11 protein-coding genes and 4 tRNA genes are annotated in these 12,613 nt (G+C 63.5%); 8 read left to right on the top strand and 7 right to left on the bottom strand.

All coding sequences use genetic code 11. From position 1 onward, the window contains the following. Positions 1–94: 94 nt before the first annotated feature. Both ACFPME_RS01525 and gloB read right to left on the bottom strand, forming a co-directional pair. Entirely contained in the window at positions 95–1,090 is a 996-nt protein-coding gene (locus ACFPME_RS01525) for a transglycosylase SLT domain-containing protein (RefSeq protein WP_377302809.1), read from the bottom strand. Between the two features lie 206 nt (positions 1,091–1,296). Beyond that, the gene (gene gloB, locus ACFPME_RS01520) at positions 1,297–2,061 is read right to left on the bottom strand and encodes a hydroxyacylglutathione hydrolase (protein WP_377301328.1); all 765 of its coding nucleotides are present in this window, start codon (positions 2,059–2,061) and stop codon (positions 1,297–1,299) included. Positions 2,062–2,314: 253 nt separating this feature from the next. Between gloB and ACFPME_RS01515 the strand changes: the two genes are divergently transcribed. Genes ACFPME_RS01515 through dnaQ form a run of 3 tightly spaced genes read left to right on the top strand, consistent with a single transcriptional unit; the run spans position 2,315 to position 4,176 of the window. Next, on the top strand, positions 2,315–3,001 hold the full coding sequence (locus ACFPME_RS01515; RefSeq protein WP_377301326.1) for a class I SAM-dependent methyltransferase: 687 nt from the start codon (positions 2,315–2,317) through the stop codon (positions 2,999–3,001). 27 nt (positions 3,002–3,028) lie between these two features. Then, positions 3,029–3,472 (top strand): ribonuclease HI, encoded by a 444-nt coding sequence (gene rnhA / locus ACFPME_RS01510; RefSeq protein ID WP_377301324.1) that lies wholly within the window; start codon positions 3,029–3,031, stop codon positions 3,470–3,472. After that, complete coding sequence (gene dnaQ, locus ACFPME_RS01505; RefSeq protein WP_377301322.1) at positions 3,469–4,176, top strand: DNA polymerase III subunit epsilon; 708 nt, start codon at positions 3,469–3,471, stop codon at positions 4,174–4,176. Before rnhA ends, dnaQ begins: the two co-directional genes overlap by 4 nt. Positions 4,177–4,195: 19 nt before the next feature. Here dnaQ and ACFPME_RS01500 read toward each other — a convergent pair whose 3' ends face one another. Then, complete coding sequence (locus tag ACFPME_RS01500) at positions 4,196–4,897, bottom strand: PP2C family protein-serine/threonine phosphatase (protein WP_377301320.1); 702 nt, start codon at positions 4,895–4,897, stop codon at positions 4,196–4,198. A 111-nt stretch (positions 4,898–5,008) separates the two neighbouring features. Here ACFPME_RS01500 and ACFPME_RS01495 point away from each other — a divergent pair. Continuing rightward, positions 5,009–5,098: transfer RNA gene (locus ACFPME_RS01495), tRNA-Ser, on the top strand. Positions 5,099–5,423: 325 nt separating this feature from the next. On the opposite strand, the gene ppsA is transcribed toward ACFPME_RS01495, so the two are convergent. Continuing rightward, positions 5,424–7,796: a phosphoenolpyruvate synthase gene (gene ppsA, locus ACFPME_RS01490; RefSeq protein ID WP_377301318.1), complete on the bottom strand. Its 2,373-nt coding sequence runs from the start codon at positions 7,794–7,796 to the stop codon at positions 5,424–5,426. Positions 7,797–8,028: 232 nt separating this feature from the next. Between ppsA and ppsR the strand changes: the two genes are divergently transcribed. Together ppsR and ACFPME_RS01480 are read left to right on the top strand one after the other, a co-directional pair. Further along, a complete protein-coding gene (gene ppsR, locus ACFPME_RS01485; protein ID WP_377301315.1) occupies positions 8,029–8,844 on the top strand; it encodes a posphoenolpyruvate synthetase regulatory kinase/phosphorylase PpsR in 816 nt (271 codons plus the stop codon). A 27-nt stretch (positions 8,845–8,871) separates the two neighbouring features. Next, entirely contained in the window at positions 8,872–9,333 is a 462-nt protein-coding gene (locus ACFPME_RS01480; RefSeq protein WP_377301313.1) for a DUF1249 domain-containing protein, read from the top strand. Between the two features lie 71 nt (positions 9,334–9,404). On the opposite strand, the gene ACFPME_RS01475 is transcribed toward ACFPME_RS01480, so the two are convergent. From ACFPME_RS01475 to ACFPME_RS01465, 3 genes are all read right to left on the bottom strand, one after another. Beyond that, a tRNA-Asp gene (locus ACFPME_RS01475) sits at positions 9,405–9,481 on the bottom strand. Positions 9,482–9,509: 28 nt separating this feature from the next. Next, positions 9,510–9,585 (bottom strand) — tRNA-Glu (locus ACFPME_RS01470). A 9-nt stretch (positions 9,586–9,594) separates the two neighbouring features. Then, positions 9,595–9,670: transfer RNA gene (locus ACFPME_RS01465), tRNA-Ala, on the bottom strand. 172 nt (positions 9,671–9,842) lie between these two features. Here ACFPME_RS01465 and ACFPME_RS01460 point away from each other — a divergent pair. Then, positions 9,843–11,609 (top strand): cation:proton antiporter, encoded by a 1,767-nt coding sequence (locus tag ACFPME_RS01460; protein WP_377301311.1) that lies wholly within the window; start codon positions 9,843–9,845, stop codon positions 11,607–11,609. Positions 11,610–11,761: 152 nt separating this feature from the next. After that, complete coding sequence (locus ACFPME_RS01455; RefSeq protein ID WP_377301309.1) at positions 11,762–12,511, top strand: FKBP-type peptidyl-prolyl cis-trans isomerase N-terminal domain-containing protein; 750 nt, start codon at positions 11,762–11,764, stop codon at positions 12,509–12,511. Positions 12,512–12,613: the final 102 nt, after the last annotated feature.

Here is a 12,613-nt window from a genome sequence, read left to right as displayed (position 1 = left end):
GCGGCCACGCGGCGTGGGGCGGTGTGAACAAGGAGGGCGGCCGATGGCCGCCTTTTTTTGTTTGAGGACGGCTCGACCGGGACGAGCGCGCAACTCAGTTTGAACCGCTTACCTGCAGTACCTGGCCCGGCTTGAGCGCACGCCCATCGAGATGGTTCCAGCGTTGCAGCTGGCGTATGTCGACCGAGTAACTCCTGGCGATTTGCCACAGGCTGTCGCCACGCCTGACCGTATGTGTTCTGCGGGGTGTCGTTGAGTTTGCCGTGGCAGCGGTTACGGCCTTGGCTGCAACGTCGTAAGCCAGCCCGTCCGGGGTATCCGTGGCGGGCTGCGCCAACAGGGCGTCCTGGAAATGCCGGGCATGACTCGCCGGCAGCAGCAGGTAGGAGGCTGCGCTGGCATCGACCAGATCACTGCGGAAAGCGGCGTTGAGATCCTTCAATGTATCCACGGACATGCCAGCGTGATCGGCGGCCCGGCTGATCGGCATCGAGTGAGGGATTTTCACCTGCACCAGCTGTTGCTCATCCGGCAACGTGGGCAGCTTCACCTTGAAGCGCCCCGGTTCCCGCACCACGCAGGCGATCGCCAGCAGTTTGGTCAGGTGCGCACGCGTGCCCTTGCGAACGGGCAATTCCGGGATCACCGGCTCGCTTCCCGGCGCGCCGTGTTGCTGGACGAGCTTGCGTACGGAGAACTCGCCGGCGTTGTAGGCGTAGTCAGCCACGCGCCAGTCATGAAACTGATCGTGATATTGCTTGAGCAGCTTCATCACCGCATGGGCAGCTGCCGGTACATCAAGGCGTCCGTCGTAGCGGCCATCGACCCGCAGACCCATGGTGCCGGCGGTGGCCGGCATGATCTGCCACATGCCGGCAGGTCGTTGCCTGCGTGCGGCCACCGGCCGGAAATGGCTTTCCACCCAAGGCAGCAGGACAAATTCCCCTGCGACATCGTATTGCGAGGCTACCTGCTGCACGTAGGCCAGTCGAGGCAATACCTGCCGCAGCTGGTTCTCGAACTGTCGGGGATTGCGTGTATAGCGTGCGGCCCAGGCCATTACCGAAGGGTCGGCATCGCAGTCGGCCATCGCGAAACTGCGTCGCAGTTGATCCCATGTAGTGTCCGGCGGTGCCGTCTCCAGTTCGCTGGCCGCTGGCGAGGTCAAGGGCACCCTCGTCGGTGCTGCGGCTGGCTCGATCTTGGTCGCTTGCGGCTGCGGTGCGTGTGAGGGCGCAGCGACGCACGCGGTCAACAGGATCGACAGTGCCGATGGCAGGAACCGCAGATGCCTGCTCATCCGGCAAACTCGTTCTTGGCTTCACGCAGGGCGGCAAAACGAGCGACGCGGTCCGCACCGACGCCTCGTCGCCCGCCCCATGCCCCGATCGCGTCGGTGTCCACGCGCAGGAACGGATTGGTCGCCAGCTCACCGGCCAGTGCAACCGGCAGCGTAGGCCGCCGCCGGGCCCGCAGTTGTGCGACTTCCTGCACTCTGCTTTGCAGGGCCTGGTTGTTTGGTTCGACGATGCGCGCGAAACGGCCGTTGGCTTCGGTGTACTCGTGGCCCGCGCAAACCCGGGTGTCGGCTGGCAGCGTCGACAGCCGGTCCAGTGATGCGAGCATCTGGGCCGGGGTGCCCTCGAACAAGCGGCCGCAGCCGAGGCTGAATAGCGTGTCGCCGCAGAACAGCAGCCCCGCTCCCACGAAGGCGACATGACTGAGCGTGTGGCCGGGCACGGCAATCACCTCGAAGTCGACCTGGGGCGCCGCCAGCCGGATCCGATCCCCGTCCCGCACCTGTTCGTTGACCCCGTCGATGCGTTCATCGACAGGTGCATAGACCGGAACGCCATGCCTCGTTCGCAGAGCGGCTGCTCCACCGATATGGTCGTGATGATGGTGTGTCAGGAGAATCGCCCGCAGCCGCAGCTGAAGCGTTTCCAGGGCCCGTTCGACGACGGTCGCATCGCCGGGGTCGACCACGATGGCATTGCCGTCGTCGTCATGCATGAGCCAGATGTAGTTATCGGCCAGCGCCGGTAGCGGTATGAGATGCAAGGCGGGCTCCGCTGCGTTTCAGGAGCACCCGGCGAGTCAGGTGCGTTGTCCGTGGTCAACGACAAACGCAGCCGTCCGGGTGCGCACGAGGCGGTCGACTATAAGCGGCCTATCGGGTCAGCTCGTTAGAAGGCCGTTAACGGTGCCATCCTCCGTTCAGCGGCGTGCGGCAGTTCCGGCCCGGCTGTGATCTGCAGCCGGCTGTCGTCAACCGGTTACACTGGAGATATAGAAAGAATGCCAGGCCCGCTGCATGCACCAACGCGATGATGACATCTATGCCAGTGCGCCACTGCGCCGATTGCTGGATGAGCAGACGCGGGCACTGAGGCCAGAGCTGCAGCGCTGTCACGGCATGCATGGGCTGCTGCTGCGCGCCTGCGGCGACGACAGGCCTCCGGCGCTGCCGATGCTGCGCTGCTGGACCAGCCTGCATCTGGATGGCGCCGGCTATGGCGGTGATTTGCGGGCCGCCGCGAATGAGCCGTTGCCCTTCGTCGACGATGCCTTCGACCTGGCGCTATTGCGGCATGTGCTGGAGGTGGCGCCGAATGCACCGGCGCTACTCGACGACGCCGTCCGCATACTCGCACCTGGTGGCGTACTCGTGCTTACCGGCGTGCATCCGATCAGTGGCTGGGCCCCTTGGTTCTACTGGCGCACGCGTGGCGAATCTCGGGTATTGCAGATGCCGCTTCACCTCGGTCACGACCTGCGGCAGGCGGGGCTGGAGATCGAGTGCATGCAGCGTGTGGGGCGCGCATGGCCAAGCCAGGAAAGGCCGGGTTCGGCACGGGGCAGCGCATTCGGCGGAGGTTACATCCTGATCGCACGCAAACGTCGCCGCATGGCGACGCCACTGCGGATCAAACCGGTACCGGTGACGGTGCCATCCAATGGCCAGTTATCGCCGGGCGCACGACGCAGCTCGGCGTCGTGACCTTTCAATGGACTTGTGTGAGCAACGATGAGCGAAGTGGAAGCATTTACCGACGGTGCCTGCCTGGGCAATCCGGGCCCGGGCGGCTGGGCCGCCCTGTTGCGCGCCAGGGACAACGAACGCATGGTTGCCGGCGGTGATCCGGCCACCACCAACAACCGGATGGAACTGATGGCTGCCATCGGCGCCCTTGAGGCGCTGAAGCGACCTTGCAGCGTCGTGCTCACCACCGACTCGCGCTACGTGATGCAGGGCATCGAATTGTGGCTGCCCAAATGGCGCGCCAACGGCTGGCGCACCGCGGACAGGAAGCCGGTCAAGAACCAGGATCTTTGGCAGCGCCTTTCGGATGCCGCAAGTACCCACCAGGTGCGCTGGCTGTGGGTGCGCGGTCACAACGGCCATATTGAGAACGAGCGGGTCGACCAGGCCGCGCGCGAACAGGCAGAACGGCTCAGGAAGCGGCCATGAGGCAGATTGTCCTCGACACCGAGACCACCGGGCTGGAAGTACGCCAGGGACATCGCCTCGTTGAGATCGCCTGCATCGAGATGGTCGAGCGACGGCTCACTGGCCGCCACTACCAGACCTATCTCAACCCGCAACGGGCGATTGATGAAGGCGCCCGGCTGGTCACCGGCATCGAAGATGAATTCCTGCTCGACAAGCCTTTGTTCGCCCATGTGGTCGACGAGTTTCTCGCCTTCATCGACGGCGCGGAGCTGATCATCCACAACGCCAGTTTCGACATCGGGTTTCTCGATGCGGAACTGGCGCGCCTGGGCAACGGCTTCGGCAGGATCGGCGATCGTTGCCGTGTCCTCGACACCCTGGCGATGGCGCGCGAGCGCTATCCCGGCCAGCGCAACAGTCTTGATGCCCTGTGCAAGCGGCTCGGCGTGGACAATTCGCGACGCGAGATGCACGGTGGCCTGATCGACGCCCAGTTGCTGGCGGACGTCTACCTAGGGATGACCTCGGGGCAGGTGGCGTTCGACCTGGGCTTCGAAAGCGGCGCGGAACAGCAGGGCGCTGTACCGGTTGCGCCGCTCGTGCTGCGGGTGCGCCCTTTCGTGTTGCGTGCTTCGCCGGATGAGCTGCTGCAGCATGAGCAGCGCCTGGATGCGCTCGACAAAGGCGGCGAAGGGCAGAGCGTCTGGCGCCGGCTGGGTTGACGAATCGCTGCTGTCTGACTCAGCAGGAGCGCACGATGATCACGGTGATGTTGTCGTCGCCGCCGCTGTCGAGTGCGGCCAGCAACAGCTGGTCCACGCATTCTTGAGCGGCAAGGTCCCTGCGTGCCGCCATACGCGCAATCGATGCGTCGCTGACCTCTTCGGTCAAACCATCGCTGCACAGCACGAACCCCATGTCCGGTTCCAGTTGTCCGCGTGCCATCCCGATATGCAGCTGCTCGGTGGTGGTCACACCCAGCGCCTGCGTAAGCACGTTGCGCTGCGGATGCCGGGACGCCAGCGCGGGATCGAGCTGGCCGGCTTCGACGAGCGCCTGAACCAGCGAATGGTCGTGGCTGATCTGACGCAGTTCCTGCTTCCACATGTAGATCCGACTGTCGCCGACCCAGGCCACTTCGTAGCTGTCGCCGATGGTCCGCAGGGCCGCAATCGTGGTGCCCATGGGCAGCAAGTCAAAACCTCGCCGGGTGTGGGCCAACAAGCGCTCGGCTGCGCCGTGTATCGCCTCTATCAAACTTTGGCCACGGGTGACCAGATCGACCACCGCATCGCGCACCAGCGCGGAAGCCACTTCGCCGTGCTGATGTCCGCCCATGCCGTCGGCAACCAGGAACAGGCCGAGCGAAGCGTCAGCGTAGTAGGTGTCCTCATTGCGTGTGCGGCGCAGGCCGACATGCGTTCCGTGTCCGAATTCGATCATGGGTTTTCAGTTGGGGCGAGCCGTCGCAGCATGCCGCAAGACCTGCTTGTTGTCACGGCAAGTTCGCTCGCGTATTATTCCCGGCTCGCATGCGCCACCATGCATCCCACTGGAGAGGTGGCAGAGTGGTCGAATGTACCTGACTCGAAATCAGGCGTAGCTGTAAGGCTACCGTGGGTTCGAATCCCACCCTCTCCGCCAGAAACGCAAACGCCCCCACGTGGGGGCGTTTTGCGTTTCTGGCGGAAGGATGCTGGACGAACTCCCTGGTTCGACGAATTCGTCCGGAACGAATTCGGACACCGCAGACTGGCCGCGTGGCACGGAAGGGATCGGCCCGAGGACGGGCCGATCCAACCCGTTGCAAGAAGCGGGATGTTCCGAAGCTGGAACACATCTGTACCGCCTGCGGCCGTCCGTTGAGCGCGCAACTTGAACGCGTTCGGCCCCAGATGGCCGAATCATTCCGCCCCTGGATCCCGGGCGTGTTCTTGTTGGTCAGGCCGGTGAATGACCCAGCTGCAGCTCAGCCAGCCTTCTTCTTGGCCAACCGCAACCACGTATCGACGACCGTATCGGGATTGAGCGACAGCGATTCGATGCCCTGTTCCATCAGCCATTCGGCCAGGTCAGGATGGTCGCTCGGGCCCTGGCCGCAGATGCCGATGTACTTGCCCTTGGCGCGGGCGGTCTTGATCGCCATCGCCAGCAATTTCTTGACCGCCGGGTCGCGTTCGTCAAACAGGCTGGCGACGATGCTGGAGTCGCGGTCGAGGCCGAGGGTGAGCTGGGTGAGGTCGTTCGAGCCGATCGAGAAGCCGTCGAAGATGTCGAGGAACTCATCGGCCATCAGAGCGTTGGAGGGCACCTCGCACATCATGATGACCTTGAGCTCGTGCTCGCCCTGCCTGAGTCCGTTCTTCGCCAGTACCTCGATCACCTTGCGGCCTTCGCCGAGCGTACGCACGAACGGGATCATCACCCATACGTTGGAGAGACCCATCACTTCGCGCACGCGCTTGACGGCCTTGCACTCGAGGCCGAACGCTTCCTCGAAGCTCGGATCGACATAGCGGCTGGCACCGCGAAAGCCGATCATCGGGTTCTCTTCATGCGGCTCATAGCGCGAGCCGCCGAGCAGGCCGGCATATTCGTTCGACTTGAAGTCGGACAGGCGCACGATCACCGGTTTCGGGTAGACCGAGGCGGCGATGGTGGCGATGCCTTCGGCAAGGCGGTCGACGTAAAACTCGACCGGTCCGGCATAACCGGCAATGCGTTCGTCGATCTTCGCCTTGATCTCGGCATCCTGCTTGGCGTATTCCAGCAGCGCCTTCGGATGCACGCCGATGTGGCTGGCAATGATCATTTCCAGGCGAGCCAGGCCGATGCCGGCGTTGGGCAGCATGCCGAAGTCGAATGCGCGCTCCGGGTTGGCCACGTTCATCATGATCTTCAGAGGCGCCTCGGGCATGTCGCCAAGATCCGCGGTGATCCGCTCGAACTTCAGGATGCCCTCGTAGATCGTGCCGGTGTCGCCTTCGGCGCAAGACACCGTGACGTCGGTACCGTCGGGAATCAGTTCCAGCGCGTTGCCGGTGCCGACCACGGCAGGCACGCCAAGCTCGCGCGCGATGATCGCCGCGTGGCAGGTACGCCCGCCGCGATTGGTGACGATGGCCGAGGCGCGCTTCATCACCGGCTCCCAGTCGGGATCGGTCATGTCGGCGATCAGCACGTCGCCGACCTGCACCTTGTTCATGTCGCTCAGTGAGCGGATCACGCGAGCCTTGCCTGCGCCGATCTTCTGCCCGATGGAACGTCCCTCGGCCAGTACCTTGCCTTTCTCGCTGAGATGGAAGCGTTCCAGCTGGGTCGCGTGTGAACGCGATTTCACCGTTTCAGGGCGTGCCTGCACGATGTAGATCTTGCCGGTATGGCCGTCCTTCGCCCACTCGATGTCCATCGGGCGGTCGTAATGCTGTTCGATGATCAGCGACTGGCGCGCGAGCTCCTGCACGTCCTCGTCGTTGATGCAGAACCTGTTGCGAAGTTCCGCTGGCGTATCTTCGGTACGCACGCGCTCGCCCGGCGCACTCGAATACACCATGCGCAACTGCTTGGCGCCGAGATTGCGACGCAGCACAGCCGGCTTGCCGTCGCGTAAGGTCGGTTTGAATACGTAAAACTCATCGGGATTGACCGCGCCCTGGACGACCATCTCGCCCAGGCCGTACGAACCGGTGACGAACACCACGTCACGGAAGCCCGACTCGGTGTCGAGCGTGAACAGCACGCCGGAGGCACCTACGTCCGAGCGCACCATCAGCTGCACGCCCGCGGAGAGGAACACCTCTTCGTGCTTGAAGCCCTGGTGCACGCGGTAGGCAATGGCGCGATCGTTGTACAGCGATGCGAAGACCTCCTTGACCTTGTGCAGCACGTCGTCGATGCCGACGACGTTGAGGAAGGTTTCCTGCTGCCCGGCGAACGAAGCGTCGGGCAGATCTTCCGCGGTGGCCGAGGAACGGACGGCGACCGCGATGTCGTCGGCGCCAGCGTCCTTGCACAACTTGATGTAGGCCGTACGGATCGCCTGTTCGAGCTCGCCGGGCAGGGCGGTATCGACGATCCAGCCACGGATCTCCTTGCCGGCGGCGACCAGGGTGTCGACGTCGTCGACATCGAGCGAGGCCAGCCTCTGCTGGATGCGCTTGGCCAGGCCACTCTTCTCCAGGTACTGCTGGAACGCGTCGGCGGTCGTCGCGAAGCCGCCGGGCACGGAAACACCGAGCTTGGCCAGGTTGCCGATCATCTCGCCGAGCGAGGCATTCTTGCCGCCGACCTTGCCCAGGTCGGTCATGCGCAGTTGGTCGAGCCAAAGCACCAGGTCGTTCAAGGGAATCTCCTCAGGGAAGCTTTGCAAGGTCACGGAATGGATATGGCGCGCAGGCCCGAAGCGGCTGCAAAGAACTGGTATTGTCCGCTGCCGATGATGCGCAGCACAAGAAGACCATTGTGCTGCGATGTCATTCCAACGGCATACCAGTCAGCCGGTGTTTCAATCGACGACAGCTTTTTGCGCTTGCGCTAAGGTGCGAACAACCGCCTCACCGCGACCAGGACACCCCATGCAGCGAACGGTCTTTTTCATCTCCGACTCCACTGGTATTACCGCGGAGACGATTGGCAACAGCATCCTGGCGCAGTTCGAGGGCGTGCAGTTCGACAAGCATCGTTTGCCGTTTACCGACAATGCCCACAAGGCGGAGGCGGCCGCACTGCGGATCAAGACCAAGTATGCGCAAAGCGGACAGCGGCCGATCGTGGTCAACACCATGGCCGACCGCGCGCTGTGCGACATCGTCGCCACCAGCGGGGCGCTGATGCTCGACGTGTTCGCGCCGTTCATCGGACCACTGGAGGACGAGCTTGGCGCCAAGCGTTCGGGCGCGGTCAATCGTTCGCATGGCATGGTGGACTTCGACAAGTACGAGGCGCGCATCAATGCGACCAACTACGCGCTCTCGCATGACGACGGCATCGATGTGAACTATGCGGAGGCCGACCTGATCCTGGTCGGCGTGTCGCGATCCGGCAAGACGCCGACCTGCCTTTACATGGCCTTGCATTACGGCGTCAGCGCCGCCAATTATCCGCTGACCGATGAGGATCTCGAGAAACTCGAGCTGCCTGCACGCCTTCGCCCTTATCGGGATCGGTTGTTCGGATTGACCATCGATCCGCAACGCCTGGCGCAGATCCGGGAGCAGCGTCGTGCCGGCAGCCGCTACGCGACCTTGCAGCAATGTCGCTGGGAGCTGGAACAGGCGGATCGCCTGATGCGCCAGGCCAGCATTCCCAGCCTCAACACCACGCACGTATCGATCGAGGAGATCGCCAGCAAGATCTTCGACCGCTTCGGTATCGAGCGGACCATGTTCTGATTGCCGACCGGAGTTTGCCCGCCTGCCATGGGTGTCGTACTGGATCACCGCAACAATCTGCTGCCGGGACGCTTCGAGTTCCTGATGGGTCTGTACGCAGAAAACTATCATCGGCTGACCCGGCTGTTCGCGCCGCAGCAACTCGCGCCCGGCCGCTATGTGTCCGACGTGGATGACGGCTTGAACGTGCATCTGCATGTGCAGGAGTGCCATCCCTACACGCTGGAACTGGAGCTCACCTACGGTTTCGTGGATGCGCATACCGGCCAGCGGTCGCCGTCGGCGCAATTGCGCATGTACACCGACGCGCACGTGGCCGAAGCGCTGCATTGTCACCCTGGCCGGCATCTGTGGCAGGTGCTGGGCCCGTTCTCGCCAGCGCATACCGTCTTCCAGCATCGTCTGCGCATGAACAGATTCTTCTCGCGCTGGCTCGAATACCTCGCCGAACAAGGCCATGGCGTCGGCACGTTGAAGCCGGCCGACTGAAGACGGCCGCGGCAGTCGCCTGGACGTGGCCGACAAAAAGCCCGCACAGGGCGGGCTTCTTGTTTGAATAGTGGCGGAGTGGACGGGACTCGAACCCGCGACCTCCGGCGTGACAGGCCAGCATTCTAACCAACTGAACTACCACTCCGCATTTCTTCCAGCTTTGCGAGCCAACTTGGCGTCCCCACGGGGATTCGAACCCCGGTCGCCACCGTGAAAGGGTGATGTCCTAGGCCTCTAGACGATGGGGACGGATTAAGTTGGTGGAGCCAGGCGGGATCGAACCGCCGACCTCCTGCATGCCATGCAGGCGCTCTCCCAGCTGAGCTATGGCCCCGCCGCTGGAAGCCGAGAAGAATAGGTCTGACTCCAATTTCCGTCAAGCTATTTCTTCGCGAACGATGACGATGGAATCGTTGCGACCGGGTCGGCGTCGGATCGCCATGCCACGGATGTCACTCCCGGTTCGTTTAAGCTGCGGTGACGATGGGTGATTGAAGAGTCCAGGCATGCACGAAATTGGTTTTATTCGCGATCTTGCCATGGTGATGATCGTTGCCGGTGCCACCACGATCCTGTTCCAGCGACTGCGTCAGCCGGTACTGCTCGGATACATCCTTGCCGGTGTGCTGATCGGTCCGCATACGCCGGGCATGCTGGTCGCCGATCCGCGGGCGATCGACGACATTTCCAACCTCGGCGTCGTGCTGTTGATGTTCACGCTGGGGCTGGAGTTCAGTGTGCGCAAGCTGCGCGAGGTCGGCATCGGCGTGCTGGCGGTGGCGCTGGGCGAAGTCGGCCTGATGCTGTGGATCGGCTACGGCATCGGCGGACTATTCGGCTGGAGCGGCATGGATGCGCTGTTTCTCGGCGCGATTATCTCGCTGTCATCGACCATGGTCGCCACGCGCACCTTGAGCGAAAGTGGACAGCGGCATCGACCGTTTGCACAACTGGTAGTCGGGCTGCTGGTGGCCGAGGACATGCTGGCGATCGTCATGCTGACCCTGTTGACCGCGGTGGCGATCGGTGGCTCGGTACAGGCGGAGACCGCACTCGCGCTGGTCGGCCACCTCGGCTTGTTCATCGTCGTCGGGATGATTCTCGGGCTGTTGCTGCTGCCGCGCCTGGTCGACTACGTGGCGGGTTTTGGAGGCGATGAAACCCTGCTGGTCAGCGTGCTGGGGATCTGCTTCGGCGCCAGCCTGTTTGCTGCGTGGATGGGTTTCAGTGTGGCGCTGGGCGCATTCCTGGCCGGCGCGGTGGTTGCCGAATCGCGCAGCGTGGCGCGGGTGCTGCATCTGGTGGAGCCGTTGCGCGACATGTTTGCCGCGCTGTTTTTCGTAGCTATCGGCCTGAAGATCGATCCCTCGATGTTGCTGCAGTACGCGCTGCCGGCGTTGCTTGTCGCGGTGGTGGTGATCGTCGGCAAGACGCTGGCATGCAGTCTCGGGGTTTTCGTGACGGGCCACGACCCGCGCATCGCGTTGCGGACGGGGCTGGGCATGGCGCAGATCGGCGAGTTCTCGTTCGTGATCGCCACTTTGGGGCTCTCACTGGGTGTGATCAGCGATTTCATCTACCCGATCACCGTGGCGGTCTCGGTGCTGTGCATGGCGACGTCGCCCTATCTGAATCGCTCCGCCGACGCCTTGACCGATGGCCTGCGCCGGCTGACGCCGCGTCCGGTGCGGTTGGTGGCAACCAGTTACAGCGGCTGGCTGGAAAACCTCAAGCCGGTCAGCGAGAACGCAGCCATCGCGGCGATATTCCGTCGACTGCTTTGGCATATCGCGATCAATGTGCTGCTGGTGGTGACCTTGTTTGTCATTGGTGCCTATGTCAACGGGCAAAGCTGGAGTTGGTTCTCGATGCTGGGTATCGACCGCGACCTGCGACATACCCTGATCTGGGCGTGCGCGCTGTTTCTGTCGCTGCCGATGTTGATCGCGATCTATCGCAAGGCCGAGGCGCTGGGCATGTTGCTGGCCGAGCTCGGGATACGCGAACGGTTTGCCGGCGCCTATACGCAGGCGATCCGCAATGTGCTGGCGCGGGTGATCCCGCTGGTGACCCTGCTGGCGCTGGCGGTGCTGGTCAGCGCGCTCGGCTCGGCGATCCTGCCGCCACGCGGTATCGCAATGTCACTGATCGTCGTCGGTATCGTGCTGGCGGTAGTGCTGTGGCGAAGCCTGGTGAAGATGCACGCGCGGCTGCAGGCGGCGCTCAAGGAGACCCTGGACAAGCCCCCATTGCCTGGCGGCGGTTCCGACTGAAAAAGGGGGCTCCGGTGAACCTTTGTGCCGATTGACGGTCAGAGCCCCGAATCGTTGCCAAGACCGGACAAGCACCGCACAATGCGAGGCCTGCCCCCATCGGGGGGGCCCGGTCGGCAATGCCGGCATATCCATACATGAGGGAGTTACGAATGAAGCACTTTCTGCGTCCCACGCTGACGGCGGTCGCGATGGCCGTTGCGCTGGGCATCACGGCGGGCGCCTCCGCCCAGACGGCTGGCGCTGCCGGCACCGTCGACAAAGCCAAGGCCAGCTACGTTGTGGGTTGGGAGATTGCTTCCCAGGTTCCGCCGATCATGCGCGACGAACTGGACCCGAACGCGGTTGCCAATGCGGTGAAGGCCGCCCTGTCCGGCCAGAAGCCGACCATGAGCGATGCCGAAGCCAAGCAGGTGCACGATGCCTTCATGGCCAAGATCCAGGCCAAGTACCAAGCGGAAATGACCAAGCTCGGCGCCAAGAACAAGGCCGAAGGCGACGCTTTCCTGGCCAAGAACAAGTCCGCTCCTGGTGTCAAGACCACGGCGTCGGGCCTGCAGTACCAGGTGATCAGCCAGGGCACGGGCGCCCGCCCGGGCCCGAACGACACGGTCGAGATCAACTACACCGGCACCTTTGTCGACGGCCAGGTGTTTGATGCCTCCGCCAAGCATCCGGGTGGCGGCGCCGCCAAGATTCCGCTGGCTGGCGTGATCCCGGGCTTCCGCGAAGGTCTGCAGTTGATGCAGGTCGGTGGACACTACAAGCTGTTCATTCCGTCCTCGCTGGCTTACGGTGCCGAGCCGCAGCCGCCGATGCCGCCAAATGCCACGCTCATCTTCGACGTCACCCTGGTCAAGACAGGCCCGACGCCGGCTGGTGCGGCCCCGGGCAGCAAGTAGAAAAACGCCGCGGGGTTCCATCACCGCAGGTAGCAGAAGGGCGCGAAGCAATTCGCGCCCTTCTGCTTTTCACGAAACCGTCAGCGGTATTCCGTTATCCGT

Source organism: Rhodanobacter umsongensis (genome assembly GCF_042654965.1).
GTDB lineage: Bacteria > Pseudomonadota > Gammaproteobacteria > Xanthomonadales > Rhodanobacteraceae > Rhodanobacter > Rhodanobacter umsongensis.
This window is presented reverse-complemented; position numbering and strand designations above follow the sequence as displayed.

What these genes read in the sequence shown, in the direction of transcription:
- ACFPME_RS01525 (WP_377302809.1), bottom strand. Translation starts at nt 1,090, where the DNA reads ATGGCCGACTGCGATGCCGACCCTTCGGTAATGGCCTGGGCCGCACGC.
- ACFPME_RS01515 (WP_377301326.1), top strand. Translation starts at nt 2,315, where the DNA reads ATGCACCAACGCGATGATGACATCTATGCCAGTGCGCCACTGCGCCGA.
- rnhA (WP_377301324.1), top strand. Translation starts at nt 3,029, where the DNA reads ATGAGCGAAGTGGAAGCATTTACCGACGGTGCCTGCCTGGGCAATCCG.
- dnaQ (WP_377301322.1), top strand. Translation starts at nt 3,469, where the DNA reads ATGAGGCAGATTGTCCTCGACACCGAGACCACCGGGCTGGAAGTACGC.
- ACFPME_RS01500 (WP_377301320.1), bottom strand. Translation starts at nt 4,897, where the DNA reads ATGATCGAATTCGGACACGGAACGCATGTCGGCCTGCGCCGCACACGC.
- ppsR (WP_377301315.1), top strand. Translation starts at nt 8,029, where the DNA reads ATGCAGCGAACGGTCTTTTTCATCTCCGACTCCACTGGTATTACCGCG.
- ACFPME_RS01480 (WP_377301313.1), top strand. Translation starts at nt 8,872, where the DNA reads ATGGGTGTCGTACTGGATCACCGCAACAATCTGCTGCCGGGACGCTTC.
- ACFPME_RS01460 (WP_377301311.1), top strand. Translation starts at nt 9,843, where the DNA reads ATGCACGAAATTGGTTTTATTCGCGATCTTGCCATGGTGATGATCGTT.
- ACFPME_RS01455 (WP_377301309.1), top strand. Translation starts at nt 11,762, where the DNA reads ATGAAGCACTTTCTGCGTCCCACGCTGACGGCGGTCGCGATGGCCGTT.